Consider the following 22341-nt stretch of genomic DNA (forward strand, 5'->3'; position numbering starts at 1 on the left):
GGACGCCCGCCCCTTTCGCAGCCGTGGAACCGACTACGGAATGACCTTCTCGATCTTCACGCTGCCCGCGCCCGCGACCGTGCCGCGTGCGTTCAGCAGCTGGACCTGGCCGAAGAACTCACGGCCCTCCGGCGCGGCGGCCGCGGCGGTGACGCTCGCCGAGACCGTGGCCGAGCCGCCCGTGCCCAGCTTCACCGGCGTCGAGTCGTCGACGGTGACCGAGCCGAGCGCGGCGGAGAAGAACACGTCCAGGTAGTCGTAGGCGGTGGAGCCGGACGGCACCGAGTAGCCCACGACCTCGATCGTGTAGGTGCCGGCGGCGGGCTTGGCGATGGAGACCGCCTCCTCCGAGTCACCGTCGGCGGCCTGCGCGACCTGGTTGCCGTCCTTGTCGTAGACGGTCAGGTCCAGGTCGGCGGCGTTGTCCGAGACATTGCCGATCGCCACGTCCAGGGAGGTGGCGCCCTCGGGCACCGCGACCGTGGTGGTGTGGGTCTCGTGGTCGGCGATGGTCGGGCGGGCCGTCTTGGACGAGCCGAGCGGACCGCCCGCGAGCTTGCCGTCGATGGCGGCGAACTTGTTCGTCACCTTCCAGGAGGCCTCGACCGGGGTGCCGACCTTGGCCTCGGCCACGGTCACGGTCTCCGGGTCGAAGGCCGCGCCGAGGACGGTGACGTCCAGCTTGTAGGGGTTGTCGAGCAGCGGCGACGTACGGCGCGACTCGACCTCGATCTCCCAGACGCCGGGCTGCGGGTCGGCGTACGAGCGCACGTCCGGGCGGCAGCCGTTGCCGTCGAGGTAGTTGTTGTAGCAGTTCGGCGTCGACGTCGTGTCGGACGGGGTGCCGTAGGGGTGGATGGCGATGAAGCGGGTCTGGCTCTTGTCCTTGAGCCCGCCGATCGCGACCTCCAGAGACTTGGCGCCCTCGGGCACGGTCACGAAGTAGTGCTTGGTGCTGTTGCGCTGGACCGTGCCGGACGCCGAGTAGGTGTACTGCAGCGGCGCGGCGACCACGACCGTCGACATGACCTGCTTGTCGATGCCCTCGGTGCGCGGGTCGTCGACCTCGAGGATCGCGCTCTTCAGCCCGGCGGACCGCGGCGCGGCCTGCACCTTGACGGTGACCGGCTGGTTCAGCGGCAGGTTCACCTCGTCGGAGCCGACGATCCGGAAGGTGTCACCGGCGTTGTTCTCGAAGTGGAGCTCGTGCCGGATCGCGCGGTCGGCGCCGGACGTACGGGTCAGGGTGATCTCGTACGTCTTCTTCTGGCCGGCCTTCAGACCGCCCTCGCGGTCGTACAGACCGGTGCCGAAGCCGGGCGTCTTCAGGAACTGGTCGATCGCGGTGTCGACCGGCGCCTTCACCGTGTAGGTGTGCGCGGTGGCGTCGTCCTTGATCGACTCCCAGGCGTCGGGGATGTTGATCAGGCCCGCGCCTTCCTCGTACGCCTGGACCCCGCTGATGTGGTCGGCGGTCGAGGTGAGCGCGGTGCGCAGGGTCGCCGGGGTCAGCTCGATGCCCGCGCGCTTGGCGGCGCTCAGCAGCAGCGCGGAGGCACCGGCGGCCTGCGGCGAGGCCATCGAGGTGCCCTGGAGCATGCCGTAGCCGGCCGGGAGCGAGTAGCCCGCCTCGGCGACCGGGGCACCCGGCAGCCAGGTCTGGATGGTGTTGACCGCGGCACCCGGCGCCACGAGCGTCGGGGTGAAGCCGCCGTCCTCACGCGGGCCGCGGGAGGAGAACGGCATCATCGCGTACCGCTTCTCCACCTTCGAGCCGTAGTTGGCGGCCCAGGTCTCCCGGGAGACGGAGGCGCCGACCGAGATGACCTTGTCGGCCAGGGCCGGGTCGCCGATGGTGTTGGCGCCGGGGCCGGAGTTGCCCGCGGAGATCACCAGCTGCACGCCGTAGGTGTCGATCAGGCGGGTGTAGAGCTCGGCGCGCGCGTTGTTGCCGTCGTTGAGCGCCGGCAGACCGCCGATGGACATGTTGACGATGTCGACGCCGCGGTTGACGACGAGGTCGATCATGCCCTCGGTGAGCGCGACGTTGGTGCAGCCGCCGGTCCAGGTGCAGGCGCGCGAGGAGACGACCTTCGCGCCGGGCGCGGCGCCGTTCATCTCGCCGCCGAACAGGCCGTTGGCGGCGGTGATGCCGGCCACGTGCGTGCCGTGCTCGGACTCGATGACGCCGATGTTGACGAAGTCGCGCTTCTGCCCGACCCAGTCACCGCCGTAGGGGTCCATCGGGACGTCCTTGCGGATCTCCACGACGAACGGCTGACGCTCGGCGACGTCGGTGCCCGGGTTGTCGGTGCCGAACCAGCCGATCTGGAAGCCGTCCTTGTACGGCTTCATCGGGGTGTCGTCACCGAAGTCGAAGTTGTTGTTCAGGTCGACCCGGACCGTGCCGGCCGCGGCGTCGTACAGCACGCCCCAGACGTCGGTCGTGTCGCCGTCCCGGTTGGCGTCGCCCTTGGCGTCGCCGCCCGTGGTCGCGGACTCGCGGAACAGGTTGACCTGGTACGACCCGGCGGGTGCCGTCCAGGTGCGGCCGCTGAAGGTGAAGCTGGGCCCGGCGACGTTGGTCGTCATCGCGCGCCAGGTGGCGTCGCTGTCGACGATCGGGTCGGTCGCGGTGACCCAGTCGACGATCTTGCGCTCACCGGTCGTGGTCTTCTGGAGCGCCGGGTGGGACAGGTCCACGCCCGAGTCCAGGACACCGATGGTGATCCCGCGGCCGTCCGCCTTCGGGTGGTCGTCGACGAAGTCGACGGCGCCCGTCTCGAAGGAGGGGTTGTACGGGTTCTCGGCCGGGGTGTTCTTGCCGGGAGCCGGGTAGGCGGCCGCGGTCGACGCCGACTTCCTGGTGTCGACGGCCGGGTCGTCCAGCGGGATCTCCTCGCGCAGGTCGATGCCGTGCACGGAGGAGAGCTTGGCGGCGGCGGCGATGGCCGCGTCCGCCCCGCCGGTCGGGACGGTGGCCCGGACGTAGCCGAGCTTGTCGTAGGTTCGGCCCACGGAGCCGCCCTTGACCGCGTCCAGCTCCTGGGCGACCTGCTCGGTCTTCCCGGGGGCGGTGGCGATCATCATCGTGACGTTCTTGTCGCCGGCCGCCTTGGCGTCGGCGAGCAGGTCCGCGTCGTCGGAACCGAGCTTGTCGTGCGCGGACTTGACGGCCGGGTCGGCCGCGGCGGGGGCATCCTCGGCGAAGGCCAGGGGTATCGGCCCGGCGGCGGACAGCGCTGCCACGAGTCCCGCGGCCACCGCTATGCGGGCCGCGCGTCTCGCACCCGATATGGGTTCACGCTGGGGGGTGAGGGTCATCGGCATCCCTTGTAGGTAAAGGAACGAGCGTGGAACGACCGCTCAGCCTTACGCAAGGGACAGATGTTTGGGGAGAGTTGGCCCGAACGAAATTGAGGGATGGGGAAAACCCGCTATCCCTTTCCGCCTGATCTCCGGCAAAGCGCGCAAGTCGCCCGGTGCGGTCAGTCCTCCTTGGTCCGGGCGTAATGCCGGGACGCCTTGGCGCGGTTGCCGCAGGTCGCCATGGAGTGCCAGCGGCGGGTGCCGTTGCGCGAGGTGTCGAAGAAGTACAGGACACAGGCCTCGTGGGCGCAGGCGCGGATCCGCTCGGGCGCGGTGTCGAGCAGCGTCAGGTAGTTCCGGGCGGCGAGCCAGGCCGGACCCCAGGCGGGGGAGCGGAACTCGGGCAGCTCGCCGGGTCCTTCCGCGGTGAGGGTGGCCCGGATCCGGCCGTGCGCGAGGACGGCGTCGACGAGCGGTGCCGCGTCCCGCGGTGAGCCGTCGACGGCCGCCTTGATCGCGTCCCGGGACTGGAGCAGATGGCGCAGGGCCGTGTCGTCGGCGGCACAGACGTCGGCCAGGTCGTTCGAGGCGAGCCAGATCGCGAGGCCGTCGGTGTCCGTGAGCAGGTCCTGCGGGACCCCGTCCCGCATCCAGCGCGTGTTCAGCAGGTCCAGCGCGAGCGGCTCGCCGACGTGCGGGCGGGGGTCGGACATGTGGGGCTCCCTCTTCCGTACTAACCGGTCAAGGGTACGTGACCGGTTGACACCCCTCGTTTCTAACCTCTAATCTCAATTTAAGAGGTTAGAACAACAGATGCGGAACCACTTCTGATGGGGGTAGTCATGACCTTGAGCACCGGCCACGTCGGCCTGAACGTCACCGATCTGAACCGCTCGCTCGCCTTCTACCGCGACGTCCTCGACTTCGACCTGCTGGTCGAGGGCAAGGAGGAGGACCGGCGGTTCGCGCTGATGGGTGTGGGCGGCACGCTCACCCTCGCGCTGTGGCAGCAGGCGGACGGGGCCTGCGACACGTCCCGGCCCGGTCTGCACCACCTCGCCTTCCAGGCGGACTCCGTCGAGCGGATCCGCGCCTACGAGAGCGCCCTGCGCGAGTACGGCGTGGAGTTCGCCCACGAAGGGATCGTGGCGCACGCCGAGGGCGCCGACTCCGGCGGCATCTTCTTCCTCGACCCGGACGGCATCCGCCTGGAGATCTCCGTGCCGAGCGGCGTCAAGGGTGCTCCGGCCCCCCACGAGTCGGCCCCCACCTGCGGGTTCTTCTAGTCATGGGCGTCTATCACGAGGGCTCGCTCGCCGTGCAGGACCGGCTCGGCGTGCGGGATCTCGCCGCGCACGTCGGCCGGTCCATCGGGGAGGGCATCAAGCCGGTGGCCGCCGCCTTCCTGGAACTCCAGCCACTGCTGGTGATCGGCGCCGCCGACCCGGCGACGGGTGGGGTGTGGGCGGCGCCGCTGGCGGGGGAGCCGGGCTTCGTCCGGGCGACCGGGCCACGGCAGATCTCCGTCGCGAGCGGGGGCGACCCGGCCCCGGCCTCCCCGCTCGCGGCGGCCACGGCCGCCGAGGGCACCCCGGTCGGCACCATCGCCCTCGATCCGCGCACCCGGCGCCGGATGCGTCTGAACGGCAGGCTCCGGCCCACCGTGCGAGGGTTCGCGATCGAGGCGGACCGGGTCTTCGCCAACTGCCCGAAGTACCTGCAACGAAGGGAGGCGTACGAGTTCCTGCCCGACCGCGTGCCGGGGGAGGCTCGCAGCGGTGCTGAACTCACGCCGGAACAGGAGCGGTTCATCGCCGCGGCCGACACCTTCTTCCTGGCCAGCGTCCACGAGGGCGGAGCCGACGCCAGCCATCGGGGCGGCAACCCCGCCTTCGTGCGCGTCGATTCACCGCGCGAGCTGAGCTGGCGCGACTACCCGGGCAACTCCATGTTCCTCAGCCTGGGCAACCTCGCCGCCGACCCGAGGGCGGGGCTGCTCTTCCTGGACTGGACGTCCGGGACGGCGCTGCAGCTGACGGGAGAAGCGCGTACGGAGTTCGCCGGGGACGGCGAACGCCGAGTCCGTTTCATGGCCTTTGAGGTGGTGGAGACCCGGGCTGCCGTCCCCCTGCGCTGGTCCGCGCCGGAGTACTCCCCCGCGAACCCGGAGCGCCCCTGAACACCTCCTGAACACCCCCGGATACCCGCGAAGATGAACACGGAGTAGCCGTGTCCCGGCCGCCCGAGGAGCGGTCGGGGGCGCGCGGGGTAGGCCAAGATCCACGTACGGTGATCGGCGCTGCGCGTTGCCGCCTCGTTCACGCGCAGGTCATCCCCGGTGCCAACGATCCAGAGCGAGCGGGTCGTTCGCGACAGCGACGCCCGCGACCACTGCCGACGCGTCACGCACTCGGGGAGACCGCGCCATGTCGCGCACACGCTCTGTCGCCAGCTCCGCGCTGGGCGTCCACCGCCGTTCCGTCCTCGCCGCCGCCGGTGCGGTGTCCCTCTCCGCCGGCGTCGGCTACGCCCTGCGGCCCACCGACAGCCAGGCCGCCACCACCGCCGAGCCGAGGGCCGTCGCCTCACGGGAGGCGCCGGTCGCCTCCTCCAGCCGGGCGCCCTCGTTCCCGCTGCGCCCCTACACCCGGGGCACCACGATCGCGGGCGTCGCCGCCCCGCGGGGCACCTCCGGCTACCGCCGGCTCGTGAGCGGGCCCGGCTGGCGCCGGATCGTCCGCAGCGAGCTGGCCGCCGCCCGGTCCGGCCGAGAGAACCGCCGTACCGCGCTCGCCGCGTTCGTCCAGCTGACGGACCTGCACATTCTGGACGTCCAGCACCCGATGCGCCTCGAGTTCCTGCGCTCGCACGACGTGCACGCCTGGCGGCCCCAGGAGGCGCTGACCGTGCAGGGTGCCGTCTCCCTCGTGGAGCGGGTGAACGCGCTGCGGGGCGCTCCCGTCACCGGCGCCCCGCTGCACTTCGCCATGACCACCGGCGACAACACCGACAACAACGCCCGCACCGAGCTGGACTGGTTCCTCACCGTCATGAGCGGCGGCCGGATCACCCCCAACTCCGGTGACCCGCGTCAGTACGAAGGCGTGCAGAACAGCGGCCTGAAGCAGTTCTGGCAGCCCGACTCGGCCGTCCGCGACACGGACAAGCAGCTCGGCTTCCCGCAGCTCGACGGCTTCCTCGCCGCGGCCCTGAGGGAGGTGAACAGCCCTGGCCTGAACATGCCCTGGTACTCGACCGTCGGCAACCACGACTCCCTGCCGCTCGGCACCTACGCCTCGCACCGCGATCCCTACCTCACCGACTTCGCGGTCGGCGGCAAGAAGCTGATGAGCCTGGCCGCGGCCGAGGCCAAGAAGCTCCAGGACGCGCTGAAGCAGGCCAGGGACCCCCAGGGTGTGCAGTACCGCGAGCTGCTCAAGGCCCACACCCGTGACCTGCGGTCGGTCACGTCGGACGAGCGGCGGGCGCCGTACACGCCCACCGAGTACCTCAAGGCCCATTTGGACGCGGCCTACCTCGGCATGGGGCCGGTCGGCCACGGCTACTCCACCGCCAACCTCGACGCCGGCACCCAGTACTACAGCTTCCGCATCGCCGACGACGTCATCGGCATCAGCCTCGACACCACCGACCCCGGCGGCCACCACGAGGGCTCCATCGGCACGGCCCAGCTGAAGTGGCTGGACCGGACCCTGAAGGACCACCAGGACGCGTACGCGATTGTCTTCAGCCACCACACCAGCGAGACGATGGACAACACCAACCGCGATCCGGACCGGCCGACCGAGCGGCGCCACAACGGCCAGGAGGTGCTCGCCCTCCTCGGCGGTCACCGCAACGTGCTCGCCTGGGTCAACGGTCACATCCACCGCAACGCGATCACCCCGCGCGACGGCTTCTGGGAGATCTCCACCGCCTCGCACGTGGACTACCCCCAACTCGCCCGGGTCATCGAGCTGGTGGACAACAAGGACGGCACGATCTCCCTGTTCACCACCTGTGTGGAGTCCGCCGCCCCGCACCGCACGGACTTCTCCGATCTCTCCCAGACCGGCCTGGCCGCCCTCTACCGCGAGATCTCCTTCAACGCCCCCGGCGCACGCACCGACCTGGCGGGCGGCCGCGCGGACCGGAACACGGAACTGGTGCTGAAGAAGGGCTGACGGGGGAGAAGGGCTGACGCCAGGTAGGCCTGATGCCGAGAAGGGCCGAAAGTCACTCAACCGGCCCACACCCGCTCAACCCTCCCGAACGATCACGGGTCTGCCTTCCCGACCGGCCCGACGCGACCGGCGCGTCGGGTGAACGAAGGGGGAAGACATGACCACACGCGTACGCCCGCTCCTGGTGGCGGCGACGGCGGTGGCGCTCTCGGCGGCCCTCGTGGGTCCCGCGGTGGCGGCGGACACGACGACCGGCCACGCCGCCACCCGCGACGCGATGCGGGCGGCGGTCGAGGCGGGCGTGCCCGGCGTGACCGCCACCGCCCGCGACCACGGCCGCACCTGGTCGGCGACGGAGGGCGTCGGCGACCTGAGGACGGGCAAGTCCCGCTCGGCTCGGGACCGTTACCGCGTCGGCAGCATCACCAAGACGTTCGTCGCCACGGTGCTGCTCCAACTGGAGGCGGAGGGCCGGCTGTCGCTGGACGACAAGGTCGACCGGTGGCTGCCGGGTCTGGTGAACGGCAACGGCCACGACGGCGCCCGGATCACGCTCCGGCAGCTCCTCAACCACACGAGCGGCATCTACAACTACACGGACGACGAGGACTTCGTCCGCACCTACTTCCTCAAGGACGGTTTCCTCGAGCACCGCTACGACAGGCTGCCGCCCGAGGACCTGGTCGCCCGGGCCATGACCCACAAGCCGACCTTCGAGCCGGGTACGTCCTGGTCCTACTCCAACACCAACTACGTCCTCGCGGGCATGGTGATCGAGAAGGTCACCGGACACGCGTACGGCGACGAGGTGCGTGCCCGCATCCTCGATCCCCTGGGCATGCGCGCCACCTCCGTCCCCGGGACCCGGACCGGCCTCCCGCAGCCGAGCAGCCGCGGATACTCCAAGCTCGCCGAGACGGCCGAGGGCAAGACCTACGACGTCACGAAGCTCAGCCCCACCCTGGCCTACGCGGCGGGCGAGATGATCTCCGACTCGGCCGACCTGAACCGCTTCTACACCGCCCTGCTGAAGGGCAGGCTGCTCCCCGCCGAGCAGCTCAAGGAGATGAAGACCACGGTCAAGGTCGCCGAGATCCCGAACGCGGGCTACGGCCTCGGCCTGATCGAACGCGAACTCACCTGCGGCACCACGGTCTGGGGCCACGGCGGCGGCATCCACGGCTCGGTCTCGGAAGCGGTCACCACAGCGGACGGCCGCCATTCCCTGTCCTTCAACTTCAACGGCGACTGGGCGGGCGACACGGACGCGATCCTGGAGGCGGAGTTCTGCGGCGAGTAGGCAGGACGTAAGAGCCGGGCCGACGTGAGCGCGGGCACGACATGAGGAGGGGCCGCCCGGGATGACCCCGGCGGCCCCTCCGCTCCCCTCCTGCTGCCTCCCCGGTCCCCCTCCTACCGGGGCAGCACCACGACGTACGCGGCGGGATCGCGGTCCGTCGAGGCCATCAGGGCCGTGCGGATCACCGCGGCCTGCTGCTCCAGGGAGTCCCGGAGCTTCTTGGGCGTGAGGTGGACGACCGTGATGCCGAGGCGCTCCAGGTGCTCGCGCTTGCGGGCGTACTCCGTCCACTGGGCGTCGTCGTCCTGACGATGTCCCTGGCGCGGCGCCCGGGTGTCCAGTTCCACCGCCACCGCGTGCTCCGGCCAGTACGCGTCCAGGCCGCCGAGGTGCGGGCCGCCCGGCAGCCGGAGGTCGATGTTCCAGACGGGGTCGGGGAGGCCGTACTCGCGGACCATCCGGTAGAGCCGGTCCTCCGCGATGGCGCGGCCCTCCGCCAGCAGCGACTCCACCGCGTCCACCACGTGCGGGCGGCCCAACAGCTTGGCCTGCGTCAACTCCCGTACCACCGCGGCCGGTTCGCAGTGGCCGCCGCGCACCGCCTCGGTGAGCAGCCGGCGTACGGCGCCCGCGTCGGAGAGTTCGGCCACCGCGTCGGCCAGGGCGCGCGGGACCGGGGCCACCGGCAGGCCCGTGACCTCCTGGGGCGTCGGCAGGCAGGGGGTGCGGACGATCCGGGCGCAGCCCGTCGAGCGCAGTCGGCGCAGCCGGGGGACCAGGACGTCGATCGAGTCCAGGGCGGTCAGCGGGGGCGTCGCCGCGAAGCCGTGCAGGGTCAGGGCCGCCAGGCCGGTGATCACCGCCTCCACATACACCGGACGGTGCGGCTCCTCCCCGTCCGGCTGCGCCGGGACCCCGGTGGTCCGCTCCCGCGCCGCGTACTGCAGTACCGCGTGCAGTCGCTCCTCGCTGGTCGGGGGGCCGGGGTGGAGCAGGTAGACGCCCGGGAGGATCTGCTGCCAGGGCCCGCCGGCCCGGCACTGCTCGTTCGTCTCGGCGGCCGCGACTCCGTGCGTCCGGAGCTGCGCGGCGGTCAGCACGCGGCGCCGGACGTCGGTGAGCTGGTGGAGGGGACGGGGGGAGAGCGGGGGGTTGTGGTTCATGACCCGGGGATTCCCACGTCCGGTCCGCCTCTTAACCGCTGTTACACGCCCGTCGGCAAATCCGGACAAGCTCGCCCTAAAGGACGGGTGTTCGGTTGCCGAGTAGGCACCGAAAACCCCTGGTCCGTTCGGGTGGGACCAGGGGTTACGGCTGCTATTGCCTGAATTCCGTAACGGTCACGGAGGCGGAAAGCATTGGCCAGAGATCAGGCCCCCGCCGCCGCGTCGCACGCCTGCCCACGCAGGGCCCGTGCCAGATCGTCCCGCGCCTCCAGGACCAGCCGGCGCAGCGCCGGGGCCGCCTGCTCGTGCGAGGCCAGCCACGCGTCCGTCGCGTCCAGCGTCTCCCGCGACCCCTGGAGGGACGGGAACAGCCCCGACACCACGACCATGCCGATCTGGATGGACCGCTCGGCCCACACCCGCTCGATCGCCGCGAAGTACTTCTGCGTGTAGGGCGCCGTCAGCTCCCGCTGCGAGGGCCGGGCGAAGCCCGCGATCGTGGCCTCCACCAGCGCGTTGGACAGCTCGTCGGACTCCACCACCTGCGCCCACGCCTGCGCCTTGACCGAGGCTTGCGGCCGGGCGGCGAGGCAGCGCACCTGATGACGCTTGCCGGACGCGGTGTCGTCGCGGGCGAGTTCGGCGGCCAGCTCCTTGTCGCCGACCACGTCATGGGCGGCGAGAGCGTCCAGGAACGCCCAGCGCAGCTCCTGGTCGACGTCCAGGCCCGGCAGGGTCACCGTGCCGTCGAGCAGCTCGCTCAGCATCTCGAAGGAGGGAGCCGCGTTCGCCACCCGGGCGAAGAACCGCGCCCACGCCAACTGGTGCTCGCTGCCCGGCTCGGCGGTGCCCATCTGGAGCGCCGCGCCCTGGGCGAGCAGCTGGTCGGCCTCCGGGCGCCGCTCGGGGGCCGTGTAGTGCACCGCCGCCGACTCCGCCCAGGCGTGCAGCATCTGGAGCACGCCGATGTCGGACTCCTGGCTCGCGAACCTCAGCACCAGGTCGATGAACTCGCGGGCCGGAAGCAGCGCGTCCCGGGTCATGTTCCACAGCGCCGACCAGCACAGCGCCCGCGCCAGCGGGTCGGCGATGTCGCCGAGGCCCCGCCGCAGCGCGACCAGCGAGGTCTCGTCGAAGCGGGTCTTGCAGTACGTCAGATCGTCGTCGTTGACCAGCACCAGCTCCGGCGCCTCGGCCCCGGCGAGCTCCGTCACGACCGTACGCGGACCGTCGACGTCCACCTCCACCCGCGCGTACCGCTCCAGCACGCTGCCGGTACGGCGGTACAGGCCCACCGCGACCCGGTGCGGCCGCAGCTCGGGGTGGGACTCGGGTGCCTCCTGCACCACCGCGAGCTCCGCGATCCTGCCCTCCGGGTCCAACAGCACCTGCGGGGTCAGGGAGTTGACCCCGGCCGTCTGGAGCCAGGACCGCGACCAGGCGGCCATGTCCCGGCCGCTGGTCTCGGCGAGCACCGAGAGCAGGTCGCCGAGCCGGGTGTTGCCGTAGGCGTGCCGCTTGAAGTAGCGGCGGGCGCCCTCCAGGAACGCGTCCTGGCCGACGTACGCCACGAGCTGCTTCAGCACGGAGGCGCCCTTGGCGTAGGTGATTCCGTCGAAGTTGAGCTTGGCGTCCTGCAGGTCGCGGATGTCCGCCGTGACGGGGTGCGTCGAGGGCAGCTGGTCGGCGCGGTACGCCCACGCCTTGCGGCGGTTGGCGAAGGTGATCCAGCCGTCGGTGAAGCGGGTCGCGCCCACGGTGGCGAAGGAGCCCATGAAGTCGGCGAAGGACTCCTTCAGCCACAGGTCGTCCCACCACTCCATGGTGACCAGGTCGCCGAACCACATGTGCGCCATCTCGTGCAGGATGACGTTGGCCCGGCTCTCGTAGGACGCCTGCGTCACCTTGCCGCGGAAGATGTACTCCTCGCGGAAGGTCACCAGGCCCGGGTTCTCCATCGCGCCGAGGTTGTACTCGGGCACGAAGGCCTGGTCGTACTTCCCGAACGGGTACGGGTAATCGAAGTGGTCGTGGAAGAAGTCCAGGCCCTGCTTGGTGACCAGGAAGACGTCGTCGGCGTCGAAGTGGGGCGCGAGACCCTTGCGGCACATGGCACCGAGGGGGATCTCCAGCGTCGTACCGTCCTCGAGGGTACGGCTGTAGGAGTCCGTCACGTAGTGGTACGGGCCCGCCACCACACACGTGATGTACGTCGAGATCGGCTTGGTCTCGGCGAACCGCCACACGCCGTCCGTCTGCGAGCCGGCCCCGTTGCTCCACACCGTCCACCCCTCGGGCGCCCGCACCTCGAAGCGGAAGGGCGCCTTGAGGTCCGGCTGCTCGAAGTTGGCGAAGACCCGGCGGGAGTCGGCCGGCTCGTACTGCGTGTACAGGTACACCTCGCCGTCCTCGGGGTCGACGAAGCGGTGCAGGCCCTCGCCGGTGCGGGAGTAGGCGCACTGGGCGTCGACGATCAGCTCGTTGTCGGCGGACAGGTCCTCCAGAGCGATCCGGGACCCGTCGAAGACCTCGCTGGGGTCGAGGTCGCGGCCGTTGAGCGAGACCGCGGTCACAGCCGGGGCGATCAGGTCGGCGAAGGACGAGGCGCCGGGCTCGGCGCAGCGGAAGCGGATCGTGGTGACCGAGCGGAAGGTGCGCGGCCCGTTCTCCGGTTCCCCGCCGAGCGCGGAGCGCAGGTCGAGGGACACGTCGTACCCGTCGACGGACAGCAGCGCGGCCCGCTCGCGGGCCTCGTCGCGGGACAGATTCTCACCGGGCACGAGTGTCTCTCCTCACAGAGTGTTCAGTATGCGGACGGGGCTGATCCTGCCATGCGGGGCGGGGAATGGCGGAGGCGGTCACCGGTGTTGCCGTGGTCAAAGACCGCTTCCCTAGGAGAGCCATGTCCGAGTCCGTCGAGTCCGCGAAGACCCCCGTCGACTTCTGGTTCGATCCGCTGTGCCCCTGGGCGTGGATGACCTCGCGCTGGGTGCTGGAAGTCGAGAAGGTCCGCGACATCGAGGTCCGCTGGCACATCATGAGCCTGGCCGTGCTGAACGAGCCGAAGATCGACGAGCTGCCCGAGGAGTACCGCGAGCTGCTGGAGACCAAGGCCTGGCAGCCGATCCGGGTCGTCACCGCGGCCTGGCAGAAGCACGGCGCCGACGTCCTGGGCCCGCTGTACACCGCGCTCGGCACCCGTATCCACAACGAGGGCCAGGGCCCGACGCGTGAGGCCGTCGAGGGCGCCCTGGCGGACGTCGGCCTGCCCGCCGACCTGATCGAGTACTTCGACCAGAAGGACTTCGAGTTCGACGCCGAGCTGCGCGCCTCCCACAAGGAGGGCATAGACAAGGTCGGCCAGGACGTCGGCACCCCGGTCATCGCGGTCCCCGGCGACGACGGCGAGCAGATCGCCTTCTTCGGCCCGGTCGTCACCCCCGCCCCGAAGGGCGAGGAGGCCGCCCGCCTCTGGGACGGCACCCTCGCCGTGGCCTCGGTCCCCGGCTTCTACGAGATCAAGCGCTCCCGCACCAAGGGCCCGGACTTCAGCAACCTGTAGGGCTCACCCCGGCTCCGTGGCGGTCCCCTCCTCGCGGAACTCCTCGGGGAGGCGGCCGTAACCGGCCTTGTTGAACTGGGGGTAGTACGTCAGGCACCCCGCGGCGGTGCAGCGCCAGAGGTTGTCCAGAAACAGCTGCGGCCCCTCCCTCTTGCGCAGCGCCGCCTTCTCCCGGTCGTCGAGGAACCGGAAGGCCTGCATGGAGCCGCAGGTCGGGCAGTCCAGCGTGCGGGTCCTCATCCACCCCTCCTCACTGTCGCGGATGCGTTCCGGCACCCAATTCCTGCCCTTTGTACGTCAGTTCAGCTCTCCACCCGCTCCCGCGCCGCTTCCCGTCCACCGCTAGTACGGCACCTTGTGCTCCCCCGCGTACGCGAAAATGGCGGCACAGGGTGAGAAGTTCACGGTGGGTGGTGTTCTGGAGGTGCGATGACAGCGTGGCTCGGGGTCGACCTCGGTACGCAGAGTGCGCGCGCTCTCCTGGTCGAGGCGGACGGCACCGTCCTCGGCTCGGGCTCCGCCCCGCTCGGTGGCCGGCGGGACGGTGTGCGGCACGAGCAGGATCCCGGGCAGTGGTGGCACGGGGTGTGCGCGGCGGCCCGGGCCGCGCTCCAGGGCCGGTCGCGGGTACGGGTCGGCGGGCTCGCGGTGTGCGGGACGTCCGGGACCGTGCTGCTGACGGACGGGGCGGGGCGGCCGATGAGCCCCGCGCTGATGTACGACGACGGCCGCGCGGCCGAGGAGGCGGCCCGGGTGCGGGCGCTGGGGCTCGCGGTGCAGGACACCTGGGCGCTGCCGAAGGCGCTGTGGCTGCTCGGGGCGTACGGCCCCGGCCGGATCACCCACCAGCCGGACCTGATCGTCTCCCTGCTCACCGGCGAGCGGCCCCCGGCGGACTCCAGTCACGCGCTGAAGACCGGGTACGACCTCGAACGGGACTCCTGGTCCGCGCTGTCCGCCCTCGACCTGCCCGAGCGGGCGCTGCCCGACGTCGTCCGCCCCGGCACCCGGCTCGGCGAGGTCTCCGCCACGGCGGCCGAGGCCACCGGCATCCCCGCCGGCACCCCCGTCGTCGCCGGGATGACCGACGGCTGCGCGGCCCAGATCGCCTCCGGCGCCCTGCGCCCCGGCTCGTGGAACTCGGTGCTCGGCACGACGCTGGTCCTCAAGGGCGCGTCCCTCACCCCGGTCCGCGACCCGACGGGCGTGGTCTACAACCACCGCGGGCCCGACGGCCTCTGGCTGCCGGGCGGCGCCTCCAGTGCGGGCGCGGGAGTCCTCACGGCCGCCTTCCCGGCCGCGGATCCCACGGCGATGGACGCGCGGGCGGCGGCGCACGAACCGTCGGGCGCGATCAGCTACCCGCTGGTGTCGCCGGGGGAGCGCTTCCCCTTTCTCGCCCCGGAGGCCACGGCTCTCCTCCTCGGCGAGCCCGAGAACGACGCCGACCTGTGGGCGGCCCTGCTCCAGGGCGTGGGGTTCGTGGAGCGCCTGTGCCTGGACTACGTCCACCACCTGGGCGCCCTGGTGGAAGGGCCCCTCACCTTCACCGGCGGCGCGGCCCGCAGCCGGTACTGGAACCAACTCCGCACCGACATCCTGGGCCGCCCCTCCCGGGTCCCCCGGCGGACGGAACCGGCTCTGGGGATGGCGGCACTGGCGGCCTACGGGACGGGCGGGGTGCCGGGGACCTTGGCGGACGCGGCGAAGGCCATGGTGACCATCGGCACGAGGCTGTCCCCGAACCCGGCGAACACGGCCCGCTTCAAGGAGCCGTACGCCAGGCTGCTGACCGAACTGGAAACGAGGGGCTGGCTGCCGGAAGAGGTGGCGGGTCATGCGCGGACCCGGCTGGACGCGTAGCCTGCGGGCCGTCGCGCCCCGGGGGCGGCACGGGTGGGCGCGGGCCGCACCCCGCCATGGCCGGGCGAGCGCGACCACCCCACGTCAGCACCGACCCCGACCAGGACAGGACCGGCCATGACTGCGACCAGCCTCCTCCTCGCCCGCCACGGACAGACCGTCTGGCACGCGGAGAACCGCTACGCCGGAATCAGCGACGTCGAACTCACCGACACCGGCCGCGCGCAGGCGGAGGCCCTCGGCCGCTGGGCCGCGGCCCACCCCGTGGACGCGATCTGGACCTCCCCTCTCTCCCGGGCCGTCGCCACCGCCGCGCCCGCCTGCCGAGCGCTCGGCCTCACTCCGCATCAGGACCCCGGCCTGCGCGAATGCGACTTCGGGGTGGTGGAGGGCCGTACCCTCGCCGAGTTCGAGGCGGAGCACCCCGCCGCGGCACGGGCCTTCCGCGCGGACCCGGTGGCGCACCCTTTCCCCGGCGCGGAGGACCCGCGCGCCGCGGCGGCGAGGGGCACGGCGGCCCTCCGCCGTATCGCCACCGCACACCCCACCGCCCGAGTGCTGGTCGTCGCCCACAACACCCTCCTCCGGCTGGTGCTGTGCACGCTGCTGCGGATCCCGGCACGCGACTACCGCAGGGTCTTCCCCCGGCTGCGCAACACGGCGATCACCGAAGTCCTCATGACCAGCGAGGGAGAGGCCGCGCTGCTGTCCCTCAACGTCCCCTGCGAGTAGCCCCGGGGACCAGGAAGCCCCCGCGAGTCACGTCCTCGCGGGGGCTTCCGTCATTCCGCCCGCCTGCGTGAAGGGTGAGAAGACGATCACGAGGCAGGACGTATCACGGAGCGAGCAGCAGTACGTCCGTACGGGACTTGGCGGCCGTGTAACGCCGGGCCACGTCCTGCCAGTTGACGACCTGCCACATGGCCTCGACGAAGTCGACCTTCTGGTTCTTGTACTGGAGGTAGAAGGCGTGCTCCCAGGCGTCGAAGACGAGGATCGGCGTGGCGCCCTGGCCGACGTTGCCCTGGTGGTCGTAGACCTGCTCCACGATCAGCCGCCCGCTGAGCGGCTCGTAGGCGAGGACGCCCCAGCCCGAACCCTGCGTGGTGGCGGCGGCCTTGGACAGTTGCGCCCTGAATCCGGCGAACGACCCGAAGGACTCGGTGATGGCGTCCGCGAGCTCACCGACCCCGTCGGCGGCCAGCGGCTCGCCACCGCCCTCTCCGGTCATGTTGTGCCAGTAGATGCTGTGCAGGATGTGCCCGGACAGATGGAAGGCCAGGTTCTTCTCCAGGCCGTTGACCGACCCCCACTGCCCCTTGTCCCGCGCCTCGGCGAGCTGCTCCAGGGTGTCGTTGGCCCCCTTCACATACGCCGCGTGGTGCTTGTCGTGATGCAGCTCGATGATCTCGGGGCTGATCACGGGCGCGAGCGCGGCGTAGTCGTACGGCAGTTCAGGGAGTGTGTAGACGGGCATGGCGATCCCCTCGGAGTGGCTTATTGCAACTAGCTCGCAATAACAAGCTAACAGCAAAAAGCCCCCGTGCGGATCACACGGGGGCTTTCGTGCCGGAGGCAGGCGCTCAGCTCCGGGCGCGCGCCCGCTGCCACGCGTATCCCACGACCGCCAGGAACAGCGTCATTCCACCGGTCGAGTACAGCTGGACGCGGGTGTCCGGTTCGCGGGCCATGAGGACGAAGATCGTGGCCATGCCCGCCAGGGCGACCCAGGTCAGGATCGGGAAGGCCCACATGCGGACCGTCAGCTTCTCGGGGGACTCGCGCTCCAGGCGGGAGCGGAGCCGCAGCTGGGAGACGGCGATGAAGATCCAGACGACGAGGATCACCGCGCCGATCATGTTCAGCAGCCAGGGGAACACGTCGTCCGGGCGCCAGTAGCTCAGCAGCACGCACGCGAAGCCGAACACCGAGGAGGCCAGCACCGCGATCCGCGGGACGCCCGAGGTCACCCGGCCCAGCGCCTTCGGGCCCTGGCCGCGCTGGACCAGGGAGTAGGCGATGCGCGAGGAGCCGTAGATGTTGGCGTTCATCGCGGACAGCAGCGCGACCAGCACCACCACGTTCATCAGCTGGCCCGCGCCGGGGATGCCGAGCTCGTCGAGGGCCGCGACGTACGGGCCCTTCTCCACGACCTCCTTGGAGTCCCACGGGACCAGGGTCACGATGACGGCCATCGAGCCGATGTAGAACAGCGCGATCCGCCACATCGCCGTACGGACCGCGCTCGCCACGCCCTTGACCGGGTTCTCCGACTCGGCCGCCGCGATGGTCACCGTCTCCATGCCGCCGTACGCGAAGACCGAGGCGAGCAGGCCGATGATCAGACCCTCGCCGCCGTTGGGGAGGAAGTCGGTCAGGTTCGAGGTGCCGGGGGAGTCCGTGCCCGGCAGGACGCCGAAGACGGCGAGGCCGCCGAGGACCAGGAACAGGCTGATCGCGCCGACCTTCAGGGCGGCGAACCAGAACTCGAACTCACCGAAGTTCTTCACGGCGGCCAGGTTGGCGCCGCAGAACACCACCATGAACAGCGCCACCCACGCCCACTCCGGCGTGCCCGGCAGCCAGCCGGTGACGATCTTCGCGGCGCCGATGCCCTCCAGGCCGACCGCCGTGCAGAGCAGGACCCAGAAGGACCAACCCGCGGTGAAACCGGCCCAGGGTCCGATCGCCCGCTCGGCGTGCGCGGAGAAGGAGCCGGAGGACGGATACGCGGCCGACATCTCGCCGAGCATCCGCATCACCAGCATCACGAGGAGGCCGGAGACGGCGTAGGCGACGACGATCGAAGGGCCCGCGGCGGCGATACCGGCGCCGGAGCCCACGAAGAGACCGGCGCCGATGACCCCGCCGAGGGCGATCATCGACAGATGGCGCTGCTTCAGGCCATGGGAGAGGGAGGCGCCGTCCTGCTGCGGCGGCGTCTCGACTGTGGTGCTGGGCATGGGAGCGGCTCGTCCAATGCGTGAGATGGGCAAAAACCCCGTCAGTCTGTGGGCCGTGTCCGCTCAGGCGAAGAGGTTGCCCACTATGCGGACAGGTACGGCACGGAGCGTACGGGACCCCTCACCACTCCCGGATTGGGGGAAACCTACAGATCACCCCACACCCCCTCCGTGACCTGCGCGGCCTCACGTCAGTGACCGGTGTCACGCCGTACCGCGTGTAACGGCCACTCTTTGTACGGAGCCCACCAAGCCCACGTTCCGGCCTTTGTCGACCACTGACGGTGATCGGCTCAAGGCCCCTGGGATAGCGTCGCCGTGTCCCGATCTGCCCTCACCTCGCGGAGTCCCCATGAGCACCGCCGCTGTCGCCGCCCCCACCCGCACCGGACAGGTCCTCGCCGACCTGCTCCCCGCCTCCCGTGTCCGCGACCTCGCGCTCGTGGCGGGCGGCGCCGCGCTCACCGGGCTCGCCGCGCAGATCGCCGTGCCGGTGCCCGGCTCCCCGGTCCCGGTGACCGGCCAGACCTTCGCCGCGCTGCTGGTCGGCACCTCCCTCGGCGCGAGCCGGGGTGTCGCGGCGCTGGCCCTGTACGCGCTGGCGGGCCTCGCGGGCGTCCCGTGGTTCGCGCAGGGCGGCCACGGCTTCAGCGTCTCCTTCGGCTACATCCTCGGCATGCTGCTGGCCTCCGCCGCCGTCGGCGCCCTGGCCCGCCGCGGCGCCGACCGCTCGGTGCCGCGCATGGCCGGCACGATGCTCGTCGGCGAGGCGATCATCTACGCCGTCGGCGTCCCGTACCTGGCCTTCGCGGCCGACATGTCGCTGTCCGCCGCGGTCGCGGCGGGCCTCACCCCCTTCCTCATCGGTGACGCCCTGAAGGCGGCCCTGGCGATGGGCCTGCTGCCCACGGCCTGGAAGCTGCTCAAGAAGTAGCCGCCGCGGAAGCACCGTTTCGGAAGAGGCTCGCCGGGTCGAGATCGGCCTTCGGCCCGGCGGGCCTCTTCCGCGTCTCCGGGACGAACACCGGGGTCGGTGGACCCGGTCCGGAAACCCGCGAGTTCGCCGTCGCGCCGGGCTCGGCGGGACGCGGGACGAGGAGGTCTCGCGAGGTCGTGGGCACAGCTCGGCCGGACAACCTGACAGGTGCCGTCAGGTTGTCCGGCCGGCTGTCGGGGGTCAGTTCTCCTGACGCACCGGCCGCGGCCGCCGGAACTGGGTCCACCAGAGTCCGGCCGCGCCCGCCGCGATCAGGGCCGCCCCGGCCGCGCCCAGCGGCAGGACGTCCCGCTCGACACCGGTCTTCGGCAGCTCGTCACCGCCGGGCGCCACCGGCTGATTGTCGGTGCCCAGCAGCAGCGGGGTGGCCGGGGCGTTCGGTGACGGATTCGTCGTACCGAACGGCACCGGGCCCTGCTGCCAGTACGTCTTGTCCCCGGACGCGGACTGGACGGGCAGGCAGATCTTGCCCGTCTTGCTCAGGTCGTACGTCGCCTCGACGTCGTACGATTTCGAGTCCCCGGCGGCCAAATTGTCCACGGCGCAGGCGAATCCGCTGTTCGAACCCTCCGGCAGATCGCTTTCGGCGATCGGTGAACAACCCTGAACATTCTTGACCGTTAGGCCGTCGAATCCGACGACCAGAAGCCTGATCTCTCCGCTCTCCTCGGTTCCTTCGTTTTTCACCGTGGCGGTAATCGCCGTCTCCTGGGACTTGTTGTCGACGGAGATCTTCTCGGGCAGCGTCGTGGTCAGTTCCACCCCCGCCGGTGCCTCGTCAACGGCCTTTCCCCCCTTGCTGCTCTGGGGCCCCTGGTCATCCGCGGCTGCGGTGAACGGAAGGATCACCACGACCGAGAAAGATGCTGCAACCAGCGATCCCGTGATGGTCGTCATACGACGAGAACTCATGTTCGTCCCCCTTGGCTGCGCCTGAATTCGCAGTACTTGAAGAGGTACCACAAGATTTCTCCGCACTATGCTGGTGTGGCGCGAAGTGTGACCATCGTGTTTCAAACGGACAGGCTCCGTGGGGAATTGAGGGGGTGCAGCGGATTGCCGGGGAATACGGGAAACACGAGGAGCGGTGGAGTTCCAGGGCTCCTGGTGACCGGACGCTATCGATTGGTCGAGAGCATCGGTCAGGGGGGAATGGGACGGGTGTGGCGAGCCGCCGACGAGATACTCGACCGGCCGGTCGCGATCAAGGAAATGCGGATAGACGGACTCGACCCGGAGGACACCCGCACCCGCCGCGAACGCACCCTGCGCGAGGCCCGCGCCACCGCCCGCATCGACCACCCCAACGTGGTGCGCGTGTACGACGTGGTGGACGAGGGCGAACGGCTCTGGATCGTCATGGAGCTGGTCGCCGGGCGCTCCCTGGAACGGATGCTCGTGGAGGACGGACCCCTCGGCCCGGCCGAAACGGCACGCATCGGGCTCGGCCTGGTCGCGGCACTGCGCCAGGTGCACGAACGCGGCGTGCTGCACCGGGACATCAAGCCCGGCAACGTCCTGGTGGAGACGGGAGCCCGGCGCGTGGTCCTCACGGACTTCGGCATCGCGGCGATCCAGGACGCCAAGGCGCTCACGATGGTGGGCATGCTGGTCGGCTCCCCGGACTACATGGCCCCGGAGCGCATCTCCGGCCGCCCCCAGGGCCCGCCCTCCGACATCTGGTCCCTGGGCGCCACCCTCTGCGCGGCCCTCGGCGGACGTTCCCCGTTCTCCCGGGACACCACGCTGGCCACGCTGCACGCGGTGCTGTACGAGGAGCCTGAACTCCCTCCGGTGACCGGCCCGTTGAGCGGGATCCTGGCGGCGCTCCTGGAGAAGGAGCCGGAGATCCGCCCGGGGCTCACGGACCTGGAGACTGCCCTCCAGCCGATCGCGTTCCCACCGCCCACGCCGACGGTCACGGTGGGCGGTACGGCGGAGCGGACGGCGGAGGAGCCCGCCGAGCCGGAACCGGAGCACGAGCCGGATCCGGAGCCCGAGCCGAACCCCGTACCGGAAGAGCCGGCCGAGCCGTTCGACAGCCCGCCCCCCGGCCAGCAGCGGCCCACCCATGACTTCGGCCTGCGCCGCCCGGACACCCCGGTACCCGGTGCCGGCGTCTCGCTCGTCCGGGCGGAGACGAGGTCGGCGGCCGCGCTCCACGCGGAGGCCGAGACGAGGTCGGCGGCAGTGCCGCACGCGGAGGCGGAGACGAGGCCGGCGGCCGTGTTCCACGCTCAGGCGGAGACGGAACGGCGGCAGGCCCCCGCCCCCGACCCGCACCCGATGCCCCAGGGTGAGCTGCCCGGCCCCGCGGTTCCCGCCCGCCCCGCGTCGCGCCGCCGCCCCGGGATCCTCGCCGCGGTGGGACTGGTCACCGTCGGAGCCGTGGTGGCCGTCGCCCTGGTCCTCAACTCGGGGTCACCGGACGACGACGACAAGGCGGCCGGCTTCTCCCCGTCCGCCGCCTCCTCGTCGGCGTCCCCCTCGCCGACGGTGGAGGGCACCTCCCGTCCGCAGACCCTGCCGCCGGGGGCGCGCACGGAGGCAGGCGGCTTCGCCTGGGTGACCCCCGAGGGCTGGCGACGGGACGTGAAGACCGGCGCGGAGGTGCACTACACCTCTCCCGACGGCAAGCAGGAGCTCGTCGCCAAGTCCTCCCTCGCCCGCGGCGACCTGATGGAGACGTGGGAGACCTCGGAGCAGAACGCCCACCAGGGCCAGGCGTACAACAAGATCCGCCTGGAGGAGACGACCTTCCGCGACCATCCGGCGGTGGTCTGGGAGTACACCTTCACGCTCCAGGGCGTTCCCTGGCACGCGCAGTTGCTGGGCTTCAACGTGGAGGGGAAGTCGTACCAGATCAACACCTGGTACCAGCCGGACATCGAGGAGCGGGCGCTGGGGACGTACGAAGAGGTGAAGGACAGCTTCACGATCCTGTGAGCACGGGAAAGGGGGCCCCGAGGGGCCCCCTTCCGCGTACCGCGTCCGCTT

17 protein-coding genes are annotated in these 22341 nt (G+C 71.1%); 9 read left to right on the forward strand and 8 right to left on the reverse strand.

The genetic code is table 11. The annotated features are described in order from the left end of the window. Positions 1-33 precede the first annotated feature (33 nt). Together ACWDRW_RS26865 and ACWDRW_RS26870 are read right to left on the reverse strand one after the other, a co-directional pair. Complete coding sequence (locus ACWDRW_RS26865) at positions 34-3324, reverse strand: S8 family serine peptidase (protein ID WP_451726649.1); 3291 nt, start codon at positions 3322-3324, stop codon at positions 34-36. Positions 3325-3488: 164 nt separating this feature from the next. Then, positions 3489-4022: a CGNR zinc finger domain-containing protein gene (locus ACWDRW_RS26870; protein WP_451726651.1), complete on the reverse strand. Its 534-nt coding sequence runs from the start codon at positions 4020-4022 to the stop codon at positions 3489-3491. 129 nt (positions 4023-4151) lie between these two features. Between ACWDRW_RS26870 and ACWDRW_RS26875 the strand changes: the two genes are divergently transcribed. From ACWDRW_RS26875 to ACWDRW_RS26890, 4 genes are all read left to right on the forward strand, one after another. Next, on the forward strand, positions 4152-4595 hold the full coding sequence (locus ACWDRW_RS26875) for a VOC family protein (protein ID WP_451726653.1): 444 nt from the start codon (positions 4152-4154) through the stop codon (positions 4593-4595). 2 nt (positions 4596-4597) lie between these two features. Beyond that, a complete protein-coding gene (locus ACWDRW_RS26880) occupies positions 4598-5488 on the forward strand; it encodes a pyridoxamine 5'-phosphate oxidase family protein (RefSeq protein WP_451726655.1) in 891 nt (296 codons plus the stop codon). A 247-nt stretch (positions 5489-5735) separates the two neighbouring features. Next, positions 5736-7493 (forward strand): TIGR03767 family metallophosphoesterase, encoded by a 1758-nt coding sequence (locus ACWDRW_RS26885; protein WP_451726657.1) that lies wholly within the window; start codon positions 5736-5738, stop codon positions 7491-7493. Positions 7494-7650: 157 nt separating this feature from the next. Continuing rightward, complete coding sequence (locus tag ACWDRW_RS26890) at positions 7651-8793, forward strand: serine hydrolase domain-containing protein (RefSeq protein ID WP_451726659.1); 1143 nt, start codon at positions 7651-7653, stop codon at positions 8791-8793. A 113-nt stretch (positions 8794-8906) separates the two neighbouring features. On the opposite strand, the gene ACWDRW_RS26895 is transcribed toward ACWDRW_RS26890, so the two are convergent. Further along, a complete protein-coding gene (locus ACWDRW_RS26895) occupies positions 8907-9956 on the reverse strand; it encodes a hypothetical protein (RefSeq protein ID WP_451726661.1) in 1050 nt (349 codons plus the stop codon). A gap of 206 nt (positions 9957-10162) precedes the next feature. Continuing rightward, positions 10163-12739: an aminopeptidase N gene (gene pepN, locus ACWDRW_RS26900; protein ID WP_451726663.1), complete on the reverse strand. Its 2577-nt coding sequence runs from the start codon at positions 12737-12739 to the stop codon at positions 10163-10165. Between the two features lie 122 nt (positions 12740-12861). Between pepN and ACWDRW_RS26905 the strand changes: the two genes are divergently transcribed. Further along, positions 12862-13521 (forward strand): mycothiol-dependent nitroreductase Rv2466c family protein, encoded by a 660-nt coding sequence (locus ACWDRW_RS26905; protein WP_451726665.1) that lies wholly within the window; start codon positions 12862-12864, stop codon positions 13519-13521. Between the two features lie 3 nt (positions 13522-13524). Here the strand turns inward: ACWDRW_RS26905 and ACWDRW_RS26910 are convergent, their stop codons facing one another. Continuing rightward, positions 13525-13761 (reverse strand): hypothetical protein, encoded by a 237-nt coding sequence (locus tag ACWDRW_RS26910; protein WP_451726667.1) that lies wholly within the window; start codon positions 13759-13761, stop codon positions 13525-13527. A gap of 189 nt (positions 13762-13950) precedes the next feature. On the opposite strand from ACWDRW_RS26910, the gene ACWDRW_RS26915 reads away from it, so the two are divergent. Further along, entirely contained in the window at positions 13951-15384 is a 1434-nt protein-coding gene (locus ACWDRW_RS26915) for an FGGY-family carbohydrate kinase (protein ID WP_451726669.1), read from the forward strand. Between the two features lie 117 nt (positions 15385-15501). Beyond that, complete coding sequence (locus ACWDRW_RS26920; protein WP_451726671.1) at positions 15502-16116, forward strand: histidine phosphatase family protein; 615 nt, start codon at positions 15502-15504, stop codon at positions 16114-16116. 103 nt (positions 16117-16219) lie between these two features. Here the strand turns inward: ACWDRW_RS26920 and ACWDRW_RS26925 are convergent, their stop codons facing one another. Together ACWDRW_RS26925 and ACWDRW_RS26930 are read right to left on the reverse strand one after the other, a co-directional pair. Next, entirely contained in the window at positions 16220-16861 is a 642-nt protein-coding gene (locus tag ACWDRW_RS26925) for a superoxide dismutase (RefSeq protein WP_451726673.1), read from the reverse strand. 106 nt (positions 16862-16967) lie between these two features. Then, complete coding sequence (locus ACWDRW_RS26930; protein WP_451726675.1) at positions 16968-18347, reverse strand: amino acid permease; 1380 nt, start codon at positions 18345-18347, stop codon at positions 16968-16970. A 352-nt stretch (positions 18348-18699) separates the two neighbouring features. Here ACWDRW_RS26930 and ACWDRW_RS26935 point away from each other — a divergent pair, with 352 nt between their 5' ends. Then, the gene (locus tag ACWDRW_RS26935) at positions 18700-19281 is read left to right on the forward strand and encodes a biotin transporter BioY (protein WP_451726677.1); all 582 of its coding nucleotides are present in this window, start codon (positions 18700-18702) and stop codon (positions 19279-19281) included. A 243-nt stretch (positions 19282-19524) separates the two neighbouring features. Here ACWDRW_RS26935 and ACWDRW_RS26940 read toward each other — a convergent pair whose 3' ends face one another. Continuing rightward, complete coding sequence (locus tag ACWDRW_RS26940; RefSeq protein ID WP_451726700.1) at positions 19525-20256, reverse strand: LPXTG cell wall anchor domain-containing protein; 732 nt, start codon at positions 20254-20256, stop codon at positions 19525-19527. Positions 20257-20496: 240 nt separating this feature from the next. Here ACWDRW_RS26940 and ACWDRW_RS26945 point away from each other — a divergent pair, with 240 nt between their 5' ends. Then, positions 20497-22290: a protein kinase domain-containing protein gene (locus ACWDRW_RS26945; RefSeq protein WP_451726679.1), complete on the forward strand. Its 1794-nt coding sequence runs from the start codon at positions 20497-20499 to the stop codon at positions 22288-22290. Positions 22291-22341: the final 51 nt, after the last annotated feature.

The organism is Streptomyces sp. NPDC003635, from assembly GCF_053587635.1.